Here is a 16,613-nt window from a genome sequence, read left to right as displayed (position 1 = left end):
CCATAAATGGCTAATCAAGTACAGACAGGGTGGTTTTTATAATATCATCAAAAAAAGCCTTATCGGCGGTGGCTTTGGCTGACACCTGCATGCCCCTTACCGCATTCATGATGAACCGGGCCAATGCCAGGGAATCCTGGGAGTTACGAACCTCACCGCTTGCCTGCCCTTTTTTTATGGCACTAAGAATGGCATCTTCAAACTGCTGCTCATTCCGGCAAATCAGGTCCTTAACCTCAGCATCCAGCGACGCCAGTTCAATCTCGGCATTTACCATAAAACAACCTTTACGTTGCTCATCGTTCAGCAAATCGCGCATGGTAAGCTCCAAAAGCTTTTGTATAGCCTCTTTGGCCGATGCCGTATTATTGATAATATCACACATCTGGTTTCCACCTGCCTTTTGATAGCTATCCAAAGCTTTAATATATAAAGCGTGTTTATCACCAAAAGTATCATACAAGCTTGAGCGGCTTATGCCAAGGCCATCAACCAAATCCTGCATAGACGTGCCATTGTAGCCCTTATGCCAAAAAATGCAAACGGCCTTGCTCAATACCTCGGCTTCATCAAAATCTTTACTTCGTGCCATAACAGAAAAGCTTTACCCGTTTTGCAGGCAAAGCTATTCATTTTTAATTAATTGTTTAATCTTATACCCCGTTTGTGCTTAACGGGCCTTACCGGCATAATTATCTTACCCCACCACTTGCAAGGATAATTTCGCCGGTTAACCAGCGTGAATCATCAGATGCCAGGAATACGGCAACAGGTGCAATATCATCCGGCTGACCGATACGGCCAAGCGGTGTAGTTTTTTCAAGCTCAGCTTGGAAATCGCTGCCTATAAAACCTGCTGTGTGTGTGCCTTCGGTTTCAACCATGCCCGGGTTAATAGCATTTACACGGATCTTCTTAGGGCCAAGCTCTTTTGACAAAACTTGTGTAATAGAATCAACCGCACCTTTAGTACCTGTATAAATAGCACTTTGCGGCGGAGTAATACGGGTTACCGTTGAGCTTATGTTAATTATGCTGCCACCTTTATCGCCAAAGCTATTTACCGCTCCCTGGGTTGCAAGCAGTAAGCCCAGTACATTGATATCAAACTGGCGGTGAAATTCTTCTTCGGTTACAACTTCTATCGGTGTAAACTGGTATACACCTGCATTGTTCACCAAAACATCAACACCACCGAACGCCTCTTTGGTTTCGGCAAAAAGACGGTCAACGTCGGCCTTTTTTGCTACGCTGCCTTGCACGGCGATAGCTTTGCCACCTTCGGCGGTAATTTCGGCCACTACTTTATCAGCACCGTTTTTATCTGATGCATAATTTACAACTACCGCAGCACCTGCCGAAGCCAGGCTTTTAGCTATACCTGCGCCAATACCTTTTGAAGCTCCTGTTACTACTGCAACCTTGTTTTCTAATTTTTTCATTTTCTGGAAGATTAATTTAATTTGGATCAATCGTTCCGCAAATATAAACTCATTTTGGAACAATCATTCCTGAATTAATTTTTATTAGGCTGGGATGACAAATGGGGTTGGCTAAATATGGTGGCGGCGCTAAAGACAGATAACCTACAAAACTGCGTTCCACGAAGAGTTAGGAATGGTGAAATATTGAATTATTTAAATCCTGGGCTGTAGAAGACGAAATGACAAAATAGGGCCGGGTCATGCTGAGCTTGTCGAAGACTCGCGCGCAGAGGCCTGCCCACTATGCTTCGACAAGCTACCCATGACATAATAATTTAAGCAGGTACAAGTTCCCTATTTAATTCAAAGGCGAGTTTTTCTAATCGCCTTTGTTTCTGTTCCTTAATGATATTTTCATAGGCTTGCAGCCCTTTTTCCACAAAGTCGGCTCCTTTTACAATTAAACGCCAGTATTGAGCGGCCAGTTTTCTGGCCGTTGCTTTAATAGCTATTGCCGGACCTTTTCTGCCTCTTAATCTTCTTGCAAATGAACCCCAGCCGATATACTTGCTGTTCAATAATCCATGGGCCATTTGTTTGAATATTTGCCCAACGGCCGGTTTACCCTTACTTTTACTTTTGTTCTTTTTCCCTGAACGGTCCTGGCCGGGAGATAAACCAAGCCAGCTTGTGAAATGTTTTTCACTTGGCCATCGGCTAAGATCCGAACCCACCTCTGTGTATAACTGTAACCAGTTGTAATCTGTAATACCCGGAAGTTTAGTTGCATCCTTACCATCAAATATTTTTAACAGATGATCTCCCAGGTTGTTGATATGAGGTTTGTTGTGACGGATCGCCTTGCGTTTTCCTTCGCTTATTCCCGGCGGCAGGTTCTTATCCCTGTTGATCCGTTGTAAAACACTATCAATCTGGCTGTCGCATTCCATTATCTGGCCTTGATAAAAACCATAAGCCTTATAGGCCTGACCTAATGAAAAAAGCCCTTGCGCTGTATAATGACCTTGCAGGGCTTTCAATAGCTCTTCCCCTTTATTCTCCCTGATCTTTTTATGGCAAAGTGAAAACAACTTATCAGGATCTCGCTCGCCTTGCAGTATCGCATCGATTAACGCCATCCCGCTTACTCCATGGACCTGGCTTAATACCTCCGGCAAACGGATATTCATTTCTATCAGGGCCTTCTGCATGTGTTGCACATGCATGGCCGCACTCCGAAGATGATCTTCACGAAGGCGCTGATAACTACGCAATTCTTTGATATGACCTTCGGATACATAACAGCGGTTCAGCAAGCCATAACTATGCAATTGCTGTATCCACTGACAATCTTTTACATCTGTTTTCCTGCCTGGTAACTGGCGGGTCTGTCTTCCGTCAACAAGCCACACATCCAATCCCCCATCTAAAAGAATATCGTAAAGTACATACCAGTATACTCCTGTGGCTTCCATTGCCACTGTACTTACCTTATGCTCCAATAAATAGTTCTTAAGTGATACCAGATCACTGGTGAAAGTCTCAAACGAACGAACCGGCTGGCCTTCAAGACCCACAAATACCTTGCGGGCTCCAATATCTATACCTGCCGCATGAAAATGCATCTTTTCCATACTTATAACGCTTTTTAAACCGTGCCCGAAGGAGTTTAAAGAAAAGACAGGCTACCCATCGGACAAATCACCCACACAAGGGATCGTACCATACCTTCAGACTCTTGCTTCGGAACCATACTCAGCAACAGGCAATAAGCACTATAACTCGGTCGGCCACACTGCACGGTTCAGCAAATCTATGTCATTTCACCTTCAGAGGCCACGGATTTAAACACTCAGCATGACCCGGTTCTAATTTTGTCGCGGGTATAATTCTGCCTACTCTTCCGTTGCCATTTCATTCCTTTTCAGGATAAAGGCCATCAGGTCATTGATGGGGTGTTTGATGATCTTGCCGGTTTTTACGCCGTGCAGGTGACATAATGAGATAAGTTCTTCGGAGAACGAATAAGCTATGGAGCCCACAAAGTGGCATTTATACTTGTGGTATTCGGGGTACGATTTAATATTGGTTTCAATAAACTCCACCAACCCATCAACCAGCATGGAATGCCCGTATTCGGTAGTTTTTATTTCGCTTACAAACTTACTGAATGATGCCAGGTAAGTATTGGCATTCGGCTTTTGATACACATTTTTGATCACGATCTCCTTGTTCAGGTGGTAGGCCTTATCAAACTTCTGGCTGATATCATACGGCATATTACCATATAAAAAATCAGTGATCAGCTTTTTGCCAAACCAGGTGCCTGAGCCTTCATCGCCCAAAACAAAACCAAGGCCATGCTGTCCGTCGTAAATGTCTTCACCATCAAAAAAAGAGATGTTACTGCCGGTTCCCAGCACACAACAAATGCCTTTTTCATGACCACAGGTTGCATAAGCGCATCCAAGCAAATCGCTGTCAACACTGATATAGGCTTTATTAAAATGCGTGCTCAGGGCATTTGATACAATTTCGTGCCGGTCGGGGCTGCTGCACCCGGCACCAAAAAATATATCTCAGAGATCTCTGCGGCAAGCGCAACCATATCCGGGGCCTGTTCAAGGATGATACGGGCTATCTCTTTTTCGGTTAAAAAATACGGGTTTAGCCCGGCGGTAAGGAACGAACGGGTTTCCTGGTCTGAAACGGTCAGCAGCCAATCAGTTTTTGATGATCCGCTATCTGCTACTAAGATCATTGACAAATTTCTTCGAGCGCTTTAACAGTAAGTGGCTTATGAATAAACTGTGTAATATGCTTATTATCTTCCGAGTCCCTGATATCGGTAGGATCAAGCGATGACGATAACATATATATTTTTATTCCTTTTTTAGCGATATCCAAACCGGCAAATTCGTGCAGAAACTCAAACCCCGTCATTATTGGCATCCTGATATCTAAAAAAATAACGTCGGGGTTTACCGATCCGCTTTTTAACGACTCAATGGCCTCCATTGGCGATTGACGCACAATAATATTTTCGGCAAAGTTGCTGCTTTCCAAAACCCGGCGCGTTATAAAGCTATCAATGTAGTTATCATCAATAAGCATACAGGTTTTGAAAGGCGCGGTCATGATTCAAAAATAAGTTTTTAAACTTACTATTAAAATATTTTTTATTTGATGTTAATACTGTTTGTTATCTGTTTTAACATGATCTCGGCCTGTTTGCTTTGGTATTGCGCGGCAAAGAATTTTGATTGCGCGTCAAGATAGTTACGCTGTGCTTCCCTTACCTCAAGCGGGGTAATGTTACCTAACTTATATTTATCAAGCGTAATATCCAGGTTTTTTTGTTAAGGTTTACATTGGCTTCTTCCAGTTTTACCAGGTCAAGGCCGGAAAGGTATGCTACAAACAAGCTGTTGATCTGGCTTTCAATATCCAGTTTGGTTTGCTTGGCGGCAATACCCGCATTATCAATCTGGATCTTCGCATTTTTTTCGCGCCTGTTTTGGTTAAAGCCATTAAAAATATTGATGCTTGCCGTGAGGCCATAATTAAAGCCATGTACATTTTGCGACAATGTAAACCCTGCCGGTGTTTTGCTGTTGGTAAAAGTATAGCCCGATGTTACCCCCACCTGCGGATACCGTGTAGCGCGCACCTGTTTAAGATTGATTTCGGCCAGGCGCTGGTTTATTTGTGCCGATAGTATTGCCGGGTTTTGAAGCTGCGCGTTGTTAAGCACATCGGCCAGTGCCAGCTTTTCATCAACTATAATGGTATCGGCAACAGAAAAATCGGTTTGCAGATCGCGGATCAGTAACTGATTAAGCCGTATTTTTGCTGTCTTGAATTGCTGGTACTGGATCACCAGGTTACCGGTATCCGTATTCAGGTTTACCTGGGCATTCAACACTTCCAATCGCGAAGCCCTGCCTACAGCAAACTTATCATTGGCAATGCGTAACTGCGTGCGGGAAATATCAATAGCTCCTTTTAATGCCTTGATCTGTTCATTTTGGCTGATCAAATTATAATAAGTATCGATAACACTGGCCACCGTCCTTTGTACGGTATCCTGTAATCGCAGTACACCCAGTTTATCTACTTGCTTTAGCTAATCATAATTTGCAAACATGGCAAAGCCATCAAAAATTGTCCAGTTAAGGTTTACACCATAATTATTATTGGAGTTTTTGGCATTGCGGATATTGTTAACCGTACCATCATTACGGGTTTGCTTGGTTGTTTGGCGACTGTTATTGTCATTAAAGTCACCGGTAACCACCGGCAAAATCCCTGCATTACCAAGTGTAACATTATTTGATGCTATGGTTGAATTGTTTTGCGACAACTTGATATTGTAGTTGTTTTTCAGTGCTATTTCTACCGCATCTTTTAAAGTAAGTAAGGGCGCATCCTGCTGGGCTAAAGCCATGGTTGATATCACAGCGAAACAACAAACCAGGCAGGCTATTTTCTTGATCATCATATTACGTTACAAGTTTTCGATCAGTTTAGGTTCTTGATGGTGCGGGTGACGGGCAGCTTCGGCTATTTCAGCTTCAGCAGCCAGGTCCTCAGGGTTATGGTCATGGTCTTTACGGGTTTTAGCGGCCAGCAACAGGTACATCATCGGGATAATATAAAGCGTTAACACCAACGAAAACAGCATTCCCCCCATAATCACAATACCTAATGAAACACGGCTTTTTGCACCGGCGCCCAGCGCAAACGCAATAGGCACGGCACCAAGCACCACGGCCAGGCTGGTCATTAATATTGGGCGTAAACGCGCCGTTGCCGCTTCAATAACTGCCTCGTATTTGGCTACGCCCTGTTCCATCCGTTGGTTTGCAAACTCCACGATAAGAATACCGTTTTTAGTTACCAGCCCCACAAGGGTGATGATCCCGATCTCGCTGAAAATATTAAGGGTTTGATTAAACAGCCATAGCGACAAAAACGCCCCCGAAATAGCCAGCGGCACGGTAAGCATCACGATAAGCGGGTCCATAAAGCTTTCAAACTGAGCCGCAAGTACCAGGTAGATGAGCAGCAAGGCAAAGCCAAAAGCAAAAAGAATGTTTGACGAACCTTCGGCATAGTCACGTGAGGGGCCGCTTAGCGCGGTACTAAAAGTATCGTCAAGTAAGCTTTTGGAGATCCTGTCCATCTCCTTAATACCATCACCTACGGTATAACCCGGAGCAAGACCGGCCGAAAGTGTCGCCGATTTATAACGGTTAAAATGGTAAATGGCCGGAGGCGTAGCGCCCTCGGATGTTTTAACTACGTTATCCAGTTGAACCAAAGTTCCTTTTGAGCTGCGTACATAAATTGATTTCAGATCAAGCGGCTGATCGCGGTTAGCGCGGTCAACCTGTGCTATTACCTGGTATTGCTTACCGTTTATCAGGAAGTAGTCGAGCCGGCCGGCGCTATAATATAGTTGCAGCGTTTGGGCAATATCATCAACCGAAACACCTAAGTCACGGGCACGTTCACGGTCGGTAACCACGCGTAACTCGGGTTTGGTAAATTTCAGATTAACGTCCGTTCCCTGGAAAACCGGGCTTTTGGATACCTCGGCAAAAAACGTTGGCAGCACTTTACGGATCTTTTCAAAATCCTGGTTTTGGATAACATATTGCACAGGCAACGAGGTTTTTGAGCCCGAACCACCGCCGCTGATAGTTTGCTCCTGCACCACAATGGCACGTGCATCGGGCATTTTGCGTAGTTTACCATTCAGCCAGTCGGCAAGTTCCTGCTGGGTGCGCACACGTTTATCAGGAGCAACAAGCCCAACCCTGCCAAAGCCGGTATTTGAAGCACCGCCACCACCAAATGATGGCGAAACAATTTCAAGGTTAACATTGGCCTCCGGAATTGAATCTGCAACCAGGTTAGATACCTTATCCATGTACTTGGTCATGTACTCATAAGTTGCACCTTCCGAGCCGGTAACGCTATAACGCAGCAAGCTGCGATCATCAAGCGGGGCAAGCTCGGATGGGATAACTTTTACCAGGATCCCGATGATAACCAAAGATGCAGCAAGAATAGCAAATGATACCCATTTACGCTTCATGAACTTAATGAGCGATTCGGTATATGAAGTGGTCATATTAATGAAGAACGGCTCCGTTCTTTCATAAAACCTTGATTTCTTTTGGTTTTTGCGAATCAGCTTTACGTTAAGCATCGGTGTTAATGACAGGGACACGAATGCCGATATCAACACAGCCCCGGCCACCACTACCGCAAACTCGCGGAACAAACGGCCGGTGAAACCCTGTAAAAACACGATAGGCAAAAACACAGCTGCCAGCGTAACTGATGTAGATACTACCGCAAAAAAGATCTCGGCCGAACCTTCAAATGCCGCTTTACGGATCGCCATGCCCGCCTCTACCTTCTTATAGATATTTTCTGTTACCACAATACCGTCATCCACCACCAGGCCCGTCGCCAGTACTATCCCCAAAAGGGTTAAGATATTAATAGAAAACCCGAAGATGTACATAATAAAGAAAGCACCGATCAATGATACCGGGATATCTATCAGTGGGCGGAAAGCTATCAGCCAATCGCGGAAGAAAAGGTAGATGATAATTACCACCAGTACAAAGGCCACGATCAGTGTTTCCTGCACCTCAGATATCGACTGGTTAATGAACCTCGTATTATCCAAAGCCACTTTCACCGAAATATCGGGCGGAAGATCTTTTTTAATCTGTTCTAAACGGGTATAAAAATCCTTGGCTATCTGTACATAATTAGCTCCGGGCTGCGGCACCAGGGCCAAAGCAACCATCGGCACCCCCGACTCTTTAAATATGGTTTCCTCGTTTGCAGAGCCCAACACAGCATAACCAATATCGCTCAGCCTTATCACCCTGTTGCTGTCGGCACGGATAATGAGGTTGTTAAAATCTTTTTCAGTTGCCAGTTTGCCCAAAGCCCTGATGGTAACTTCGGTATTATTACCCTCGATTTTACCTGCAGGCAACTCTACGTTTTCTTTAGCTAAAGCCGCACCAATGTCGGTAGCAGTAACGCCAAGTGCCGAAAGCTTGGTAGGGTCTATCCACAGGCGCATAGCATACTGGCGCTGTCCCTGTACGTTAATGGTACTTACACCGGGGATGGTTTGCAGTCCTTCCAGCAGCACATTTTCCGCGTAATCATCCAACTGGTTGATGTTACGGGTGTCACTGCTCACGGTAAGGGTAATGATTTGGTCGGCGCTGGCATCGGCTTTGGTTACTACTGGCGGGGCGTTAATATCCTGCGGTAGCTGGCGCTGGGCCTGCCCCACTTTATCGCGCACGTCGTTGGCGGCAGTTTCCAGGTCGGCATCAAGGTCAAACTCAACTGTGATGTTACTTTGGCCTACCGAACTTGTTGACGATATGTTACGGATGCCCGGCACACCGTTGATAGATTTTTCAAGCGGCTCTGTGATCTGCGATTCAATTACATCGGCGTTGGCACCGGAGTAACTGGTTGACACCGAAATAATGGGTGGGTCGACCGAAGGAAAATCCCTCACGCCCAAAAACTTATAGCCGATAATACCAAATACAACAATAACCACAGACATTACTGTTGCCAATACCGGCCGCTTAATACTTACTGAGGATAAACTCATATTGGTTTATTTAATAACTTTTAAAATTTTCAAAGGCACTTTTGGCCGCATTTGGATCAGGCCCGATACTACCACACTGTCGCCAGGCTTTAAGCCTTCAATAACCTGGATCTTTGTATCGGTTCGCAGGTCTGTTTTTACCGGTTTTGACATGGCTTTACCATTGTGGTAGATCCAAACCAGGCTGCTTTTTAAATCTGGAATAACCGCTTCTGTTGGCAGCAAAATGGTTTTAGGAATTTGATCAAGCGTTAAATTGATCTTGGCAAAGCTACCCGCAGTGAGGATCCCTTTAGGATTGGGTGCCTTAGCGCGCACAGTAATAGTGCGCGAGCTTGCATCAATTGAAGGGTCAATGGCATACACTGTACCCACAAAACTCTCCATCGAGCTTTCTGTTTTGAACCTGATCTTACTGCCGGGGCCGAGTATAGAAAGGTACCTTTCAGGCACAGCAAAAGTTACTTTTGCCGGATCGATATTAACCAGATCGGCAATAGGCGATGATGGCGAGAGGTAACTGCCCGGGCTCACATTCCTTAAACCGATAGTCCCTGAAAAGGGCGCCCGGATCTCGGTACGGGCAATCTGCGCCTTAATTACATTTGCGGCAGCTTTTAACGAATTTAATGATGTTAATGAAGTATCATACTCCTCCTGGCTTATGGCTTCTTTTTGAAGCAGTTGGCGGTTGCGGCTTTCCTGTTGTTTTGCCAATGCCACCTGGTACTGGTTTTGCTGCAATGATGCTTCCAGGTCCTGGTTGTACACTTTAACCAGCAACTGGCCCTTTGTTACTTTAGTGCCTTCATTAAAATAGATCCCGGTAATATTCCCTGCTGTTTGGCTTATCAGGCTTACCTTTTCATTGGCATCAATGGTGCCAGTAATATCAATAATGTTGTTTACGGCGGTATCTTTAACTATCATTACTTTAACCCCTACCGCGCCGCCGCCTTTTTTCTTATCACCTTTACCCGAAGCGATAGCCGCGGCCGATTTCTTTGCCCCTTCGCTAAAAAATTTATTGTAAATTAAATAGGCAACCAGCAGGGCCAGCGCCGTGTAAATAATATATTTCGTTTTCATACTTTGTTTAATCCGTGTGTGATTTAGCTTGTAGGGTTGTTTCGGGTGATACCAATGGTTTTAAATTTTTATGCATGCGGGTAAGTACGCTTTCAAATACCTGCATATCGGCTTCGGATATGCCTTCGGTAATATCCGCATTGATGGCTTCAAATGTTTCGATGATCTGCGGAACGGCCAGTTTTGCCTTATCGGTAACGCGGAGCAATTGCTGCCGCCTGTCGTTCGGGTTGTTTTCGCGGTAAACAAAGCCTTTTGCTGTAAGCAGGTTAATGATGCTTACCATGGCCGATTTATCCTTGCCCAGCAGATGTGCCAGCGCGTTTTGGGTAAGTTGCCCGTCATGGAAGTAAATGAGCGAAAGTATATAATGATACCGGGTAACATCCAGGTGAACGGTATGCTTTACCAGTACATTAAGGTACAGTTTACCTAAGCGTATCAGCTTGCGCGAAATAGGTTCAATCAGTTCCATTTACTTAAAAATCGATGTAAAACTAATAGCATAATATCAACAATAGTTGCATGTATCAACCATTTTACAACGGTGTTTAGGGCGCTGTAACGCCACATACATAACTGATTATATAATATTTTATAAATTGCGGCCATGAAACTGACCAACCTACGCACGTTATTTTTTCTAACGATTTTTATTATGAGTACTACTATCAGCAAAGCCGCCGCCAACGCTCAGATTACCTACAATGTTTCGTTTCCTGAAGCCCAGGCCCATTATGCTGATATTGAAATGCATATTACCAGCCTTCAGCAAAATACCCTTGAGCTTAAAATGCCGGTATGGACACCTGGTTCATACCTGGTACGCGAGTTCGCAAAAAACATCGAATCATTAACTGCGGAAGCTAACGGCAAACCCATTGCAGCACCTAAAATCAATAAGAATACCTGGCAAATTGTTACAAAAGGAATTTCGTCGGTAACGGTAAAATACAGGGTTTACGCTTTTGAGCTTTCAGTTCGCACCAGTTTTATCGATGCATCACACGGTTTCCTTTCAACCACCGGTATTTTCATCTATCCGGCCAATATGCTGCACTCGCCGGCTGTTATACATATCAAACCATATAAAAACTGGGATAAAGTTTCAACAAGCCTCGATATGGTGAATAATGATCCGTTTACCCGTTTATCACCAAGCTTCGATATCCTGTTCGATTCGCCAATTGAAGTAGGCAACCAGGATGTTTTTGGCTTTGATGCATCAGGCGTTCATTATGAAATTTGCATGTACGGAGGCGGCAATTATGATAAGGAAAAATTAAAAGCCGATATCCGCAAAATTGTTGATCAGGAAGCAGCTGTTTTTGGCGAAAACCCTAACAAACACTATGTATTTATTGTACATAACCGCCAACGTAATGGTGGTGGTTTGGAGCACCTGAGCTCGACAGTTTTAGGAGCATCTCGCGATAACTACACCAACGACAAAGGATATCAAAGCTTTTTAGGCCTTGTTGCCCACGAGCATTTTCACTTATGGAACGTGAAACGCCTGCGCCCGATTGTGTTAGGCCCTTTTGATTATGACAATGAAAACTATACTACCAATTTGTGGATAGCCGAAGGTTTTACCGAGTACTACCAGGGTATCATTGTACGCCGTACGCAACTGTTCCCGGTTCAGAATTATTTTGATGTTTTGGAGGGCGAGTTCAATGTTCTGGAAAACCTACCCGGAAAAAATGTACAAACCGTTGCCGAATCAAGCTTTGATGCCTGGATTAAAGCTTACCGCCCTAACGAAAACTCTAACAATACTACTATTTCATACTACAACAAAGGGGCAATCATTGGTATGATGCTCGATCTGGAGATCATCAACGACAGCAAAGGCAAATACTCGTTAGATGATGCCATGAAGTACATGTACACCCAGTATTATAAAATCAAAAAGCGCGGTTATACCGATGCTGAGTTTAAAGCAGCCTTTGAAAAATTTGCAGGTAAAAAACTCGATGATTTTTATGCCAGATACATCAATGGCCTAACCCCTATCGATTATAATAAATACTTAGGTTATGCCGGTTATAAAGTAGAGGATGAACTGGCCGATAAAAACGATGCTGCTTTAGGTATCACTACTACAACAACCGCAGCTAAAAAAATTATTGTTACGAGCGTGCAGCGTGGTACTGCCGCTTATATTGATGGCATTAACGTAAACGACGAGATCACCGCCATCGACGGCACCCTGGTTACTGATGCTGCAACCCTGATCAATGGTAAAAATCCCGGCGATAAAATTGAAGTTACTGTAACCCGCGACGGGCAAGCTATGACCTTACCGGTTACCCTGCTGAAAAGCAACCGCGTTAAATACAATATTGTTACTGTTGATAGCCCAACCGAACAGCAAATGGTTGTTAGGAAAAAGTGGTTAAGCATATAACATTGCTTTTTTAGGAAAAAGGCCGGCTGAGAAGCTGGCCTTTTTTTACCTCGTATCATCATTCCGAACTTGCTTCAGCACAACATAAGGGCTCAAACAAAAAAATTAAAATATTAAAGCATAAGTTATATTTTTATAGCTTATGCCCTCTGCAACCTCATTAAAAAAATACGCCCGATACAGCTTGTCGCTGTTATTTTTTTTACTGTATCCGGTGGCCCTTATGGCCTTGAGCCACTATTAAGTTATGCAGGCGATCATGGGGCATTGATCATCCTGCTCATAACCCCGTTAATGTGGGATGTGCCAGCCATATTTACCGTGCTTGAGCTTAACAGCATGATGCCTATTACCGGCGGCTATTACAAATGGGTAAAATATGCCCTCGGCACCCACTGGGGGTTTGTTGAGGGCTGGTGGACCTGGCTCTATACTTTTGTCGACCTTGCCATTTACCCGGTGCTTTTTGTGCAATACGCCGGTTTCTTTTTCCCCGAATTGCTAAATTTTCAGATTCCGGTTTGTTTGGTAATCATCTGGGCATCCGCCGGGTTAAATATTTTAGGCATTATGCCGGTGGGTAGGGTATCGCTGTTTTTAAGTGCTGCTGTACTTGCGCCTATTATATTAATGATAGCATTAGGTATTTATCACCACAGCGGACCGATGCACATCCCTGCCACTTCGTTAAAAGGGCTCAGCTTTCCGTCATTTGGCATGGCACTGTACACCGTCATGTGGAACTGCCTGGGCTGGGATAATGTAACCACCTATGCCGAAGAAGTTGAAAAACCCGTACGCTCATATCTTATTTCAATTTTTACGGCTTTCGTGCTGGTAATGGTGGTATACTTTTTTGCCATTTGGGTTGCCCAGCAATCGGGCATTAACCATGATACCTTAACCGAAAACGGGTTCCCTGCGCTGGGCGAATTGATTGGCGGGCACTGGCTGGGTATAGTAGTGGCAGCGGGCGGTATGGCCAGTACCCTCGGGATCTATACCGCTGTATTGTTATCGGTATCACGAGTGCCACAGGTAATGTCTGAAGACAATTTACTTCCAAAAGGTGTTAACAAACTGCACTCTCGTTTTAAAACACCTTTTGTTTCCATCATCATTTGCTCCATAGTTGTAAGTTTTATGGTATTGTGGACCTTTGCCGATCTGCTCATTATTGATGTAACCGTTTACGGTGCAGGGCTTTCTTTAGAGTATATCGCCCTCGTAAAGCTCCGCGTCAAGGAGCCGATGAAAGAGCGGCCTTTCCGGATCCCGCTTGGTGTTACCGGCCTGTGCCTGGTTTTGCTGCTGCCATTTATTGTTTACAGCGTAGCGCTGGGCGGGGCATTAAGCTCGACACCAAAAGCACTTTCGGCGGCTATATTTGCTTTGGTAGCGTTATCAAGCGCGGAAGTTGCATGGCAAATCATCAAACTAAGCAGGCCGGAACTAAACCAATAATACACGAATTATATTGGCTATCTGTTACATTAGTTCGAATTTCACAAATCGTGGCACAGAAAAAAATTCGTGTAATTCAATTAATTCGAAAAAATTCGTGGCGATAATTTCTTCAACGTTTCAATGATTGGATAATTTACGGGGATTTGCGTAAATTCGATCCTTTCCCGAAAACTCATATCATATGAAAATCAAACACCGATACCTGATGCTTATTGGTGGCCTTGCTATTTTTGCAGGCTGCCAGAATAATAAAAGCGTGCCGGCCGAAAAAGCTATTACCGCCGCCGAAATAAAAAAATATATCTCGGCTTTAGCCAATGATTCCATGATGGGCCGCAAACCTTTCACCGCCGGCGAAGACAAGGCGATTAAATACATTTCGGAGCAGTTTAAACTGGCCGGGCTCGAGCCGGGCAACAATGGCATTTATTTCCAGGATGTGCCCATGGTACAGATCACCAGTACGCCTTCTCCTGTCATGGAAATAACGGGCGGTAAAACGCCGCTCAGCCTTCACGCTACAACTGATTTTGTAACCTTCAGCCGCCGCGAGGTTGATTCAGTAACACTTAAAAACTCACCGCTGGTTTTTGCCGGGTATGGTGTTGTTGCTCCCGAATATCACTGGAATGATTATGCCGGACTTGATGTTAAAGGCAAAACAGTTGTGGTACTGGTGAACGATCCGGGATTTAAAAACGGCGATCCTACATTTTTCAAAGGCGATACCATGACCTACTACGGCAGGTGGACTTACAAGTATGAAGAAGCCGCGCGCCAGGGTGCTGCAGGCGTGCTTATCATCCACCAAAAAGAACCTGCAAGCTATGGCTGGGAAGTGGTATCCAACAGTAACACAGGCGCCAAACTTTACCTGCAGCAAAAAGACAAGCATATGAACCGCTGCAAAGTTGAAGGCTGGATCACCGAAGATATGGGTAAAAAACTTTTAGCTGAAGTGGGCATAACCGGCGATTTCCGCGCCCTGGCCCGTAAAAAAGATTTTAAAGCCATTCCACTTAAGCAATCAGTTACTTTAACTATCAATAACCAATTAAAATATTCCACATCGCACAACGTGATCGGTACACTTAAAGGCAGTTCACAGCCGGGCGAATATGTACTGTACACCGCCCATTGGGACCACCTGGGCGTAGGTAAGCCTAACGCCAAAGGCGATAGCATTTACAATGGCGCGGTTGATAATGCCGATGGTGTGGCTGCTATTATCAGTGTGGCCAAAGCATTTAACAAGGCCAAAGAAAAACCCAAACGCTCCATTGTATTTTTAGCTGTTACAGCCGAAGAGCAGGGTTTACTGGGTTCGGAATATTATGCTACCCACCCCATTTACCCGGTTAACAAAACAGTTGCCGACCTCAACATGGATGCCCTTGGCGATTACGGCGAAACCAAAGACATAGCTGTAACCGGCAAAGGCCAAAATGATTTGGAAGATTATGTTGACGAGAATAGTAAAAGCACAAGGGCTTAGCACTGTTGGCGACAGGCACCCCGGCTCTGGCAGCTACTACCGGTCGGACCATTTTAACTTTGCCAAGGTTGGTGTACCGGCCCTTGACATTAACAATGGCAGCATCAGCGCAGTACATGATGGCAGCTACGGCGAAGCCAAACAAAAAGATTATGGCGACAACCGCTATCACCAACAGACCGATAATTACACCGATACTATGGATGCCACAGGCATGGCACAGATAGCTAATATCCTTTATGAAGTTGGTACTAAGTTGGGTAACGAAACAACCTTCCCCGGCTGGAAAAACGGTTCGGAGTTTAAGGCGATAAGGGGGAAATCGATGAAGTAAAGCCCCTCTAAATCTCCCCTGAAAGGGAGACTTTAAAAAGACGAAAAAATCCACCCCGTAACAGAAGGTGGATTTTTTTGATATATAGTGAAACTATACCCTTAAAGGGATTTAGTTGCTCATTTTAGCTATGTTGAAGCTTTCGTAAGCCATTTGCCTGTTGTAATCGTTGGCAATGGTTTTGTAGTTGATCAGGTCGACAATGGTACCGATGAAACAAAAACCAGCTGTGAAAAAATAAAGTATACCCATACCGATCTGATCAGTCATGAAACGCTGTACACCTGATACACCAAGGAAACCTGCAAGCGTTGCGAACATGATATCCTGCGGATTGCGCCTTTTGCTGGCATAAAATGACATAAAAGTGCGAGCCTGGTTTTCTGTTAATGAGGCAGTGGCCTGTTGCAGAAATGTATATTCTTCGGGAGTGATACCGTCGAAAGACATATATGGATTTTGATAAGCGTTCATTTCAGTAAGTTTTAAAGTTTGCGATTGTTTTATGATATAAAGGTACCGCAGCAGCCATGAAACGCCTACAGGAGATAGGTTAGCGGAGATAAGTAGTCGGTGAAATGATAGGTTTTAACGGTGAAAAGTAGCGTGGAAATTTTACCGATGATAGGAGTAGCGATAAAATGTCATTGCTGTAAGAAACCACCTGAGAAAGCCCCGAAAAAACCGTGATGGCGTATAAAGTATATTTTGGTGATAGTGCGCTG

14 protein-coding genes and 1 pseudogene are annotated in these 16,613 nt (G+C 44.5%); 4 read left to right on the top strand and 11 right to left on the bottom strand.

Translation table 11 applies throughout. The features are described from left to right. Positions 1 to 10: 10 nt before the first annotated feature. From ACRQ5D_RS08945 to ACRQ5D_RS08900, 10 genes and pseudogenes are all read right to left on the bottom strand, one after another. Positions 11 to 592, bottom strand: a complete 582-nt coding sequence (locus ACRQ5D_RS08945) for a TetR/AcrR family transcriptional regulator (RefSeq protein ID WP_091173150.1) — start codon at positions 590 to 592, stop codon at positions 11 to 13. A 100-nt stretch (positions 593 to 692) separates the two neighbouring features. After that, entirely contained in the window at positions 693 to 1,442 is a 750-nt protein-coding gene (locus tag ACRQ5D_RS08940; protein WP_091173618.1) for a glucose 1-dehydrogenase, read from the bottom strand. Positions 1,443 to 1,759: 317 nt separating this feature from the next. Then, a complete protein-coding gene (locus tag ACRQ5D_RS08935) occupies positions 1,760 to 3,058 on the bottom strand; it encodes an IS110 family transposase (protein ID WP_431199432.1) in 1,299 nt (432 codons plus the stop codon). Positions 3,059 to 3,319: 261 nt separating this feature from the next. Continuing rightward, the gene (locus ACRQ5D_RS08930) at positions 3,320 to 3,898 is read right to left on the bottom strand and encodes an N-acetylglucosamine kinase (protein WP_432328668.1); all 579 of its coding nucleotides are present in this window, start codon (positions 3,896 to 3,898) and stop codon (positions 3,320 to 3,322) included. 41 nt (positions 3,899 to 3,939) lie between these two features. Then, the gene (locus ACRQ5D_RS08925; RefSeq protein ID WP_431199430.1) at positions 3,940 to 4,185 is read right to left on the bottom strand and encodes a hypothetical protein; all 246 of its coding nucleotides are present in this window, start codon (positions 4,183 to 4,185) and stop codon (positions 3,940 to 3,942) included. Beyond that, entirely contained in the window at positions 4,182 to 4,562 is a 381-nt protein-coding gene (locus tag ACRQ5D_RS08920; RefSeq protein WP_091176071.1) for a response regulator, read from the bottom strand. Before ACRQ5D_RS08920 ends, ACRQ5D_RS08925 begins: the two co-directional genes overlap by 4 nt. Positions 4,563 to 4,603: 41 nt before the next feature. Further along, positions 4,604 to 5,871, bottom strand: a pseudogene (locus ACRQ5D_RS08915) (TolC family protein). A gap of 60 nt (positions 5,872 to 5,931) precedes the next feature. Then, on the bottom strand, positions 5,932 to 9,090 hold the full coding sequence (locus ACRQ5D_RS08910; RefSeq protein WP_091176074.1) for an efflux RND transporter permease subunit: 3,159 nt from the start codon (positions 9,088 to 9,090) through the stop codon (positions 5,932 to 5,934). 6 nt (positions 9,091 to 9,096) lie between these two features. Then, on the bottom strand, positions 9,097 to 10,179 hold the full coding sequence (locus ACRQ5D_RS08905) for an efflux RND transporter periplasmic adaptor subunit (RefSeq protein ID WP_091176077.1): 1,083 nt from the start codon (positions 10,177 to 10,179) through the stop codon (positions 9,097 to 9,099). A gap of 7 nt (positions 10,180 to 10,186) precedes the next feature. After that, positions 10,187 to 10,654 (bottom strand): MarR family winged helix-turn-helix transcriptional regulator, encoded by a 468-nt coding sequence (locus ACRQ5D_RS08900; protein WP_090533476.1) that lies wholly within the window; start codon positions 10,652 to 10,654, stop codon positions 10,187 to 10,189. 183 nt (positions 10,655 to 10,837) lie between these two features. Between ACRQ5D_RS08900 and ACRQ5D_RS08895 the strand changes: the two genes are divergently transcribed. From ACRQ5D_RS08895 to ACRQ5D_RS08880, 4 genes are all read left to right on the top strand, one after another. Next, positions 10,838 to 12,592, top strand: a complete 1,755-nt coding sequence (locus tag ACRQ5D_RS08895) for a M61 family metallopeptidase (RefSeq protein ID WP_091176080.1) — start codon at positions 10,838 to 10,840, stop codon at positions 12,590 to 12,592. A 120-nt stretch (positions 12,593 to 12,712) separates the two neighbouring features. Next, positions 12,713 to 14,056 (top strand): APC family permease, encoded by a 1,344-nt coding sequence (locus ACRQ5D_RS08890; protein ID WP_432329736.1) that lies wholly within the window; start codon positions 12,713 to 12,715, stop codon positions 14,054 to 14,056. Between the two features lie 184 nt (positions 14,057 to 14,240). Continuing rightward, entirely contained in the window at positions 14,241 to 15,554 is a 1,314-nt protein-coding gene (locus tag ACRQ5D_RS08885) for a M28 family metallopeptidase (RefSeq protein WP_432328667.1), read from the top strand. Beyond that, complete coding sequence (locus ACRQ5D_RS08880; protein WP_432328666.1) at positions 15,520 to 15,888, top strand: M28 family peptidase; 369 nt, start codon at positions 15,520 to 15,522, stop codon at positions 15,886 to 15,888. The genes ACRQ5D_RS08885 and ACRQ5D_RS08880 overlap by 35 nt, the downstream gene beginning before the upstream one ends. Before the next feature lie 111 nt (positions 15,889 to 15,999). Here ACRQ5D_RS08880 and ACRQ5D_RS08875 read toward each other — a convergent pair whose 3' ends face one another. Then, positions 16,000 to 16,362, bottom strand: coding sequence for a TM2 domain-containing protein (locus tag ACRQ5D_RS08875; protein WP_090533469.1), 363 nt, complete (start codon positions 16,360 to 16,362; stop codon positions 16,000 to 16,002). Positions 16,363 to 16,613: the final 251 nt, after the last annotated feature.

The organism is Mucilaginibacter sp. P25 (genome assembly GCF_050859465.1).
Taxonomy (GTDB): Bacteria; Bacteroidota; Bacteroidia; order Sphingobacteriales; family Sphingobacteriaceae; genus Mucilaginibacter; species Mucilaginibacter gossypii.
This window is presented reverse-complemented; position numbering and strand designations above follow the sequence as displayed.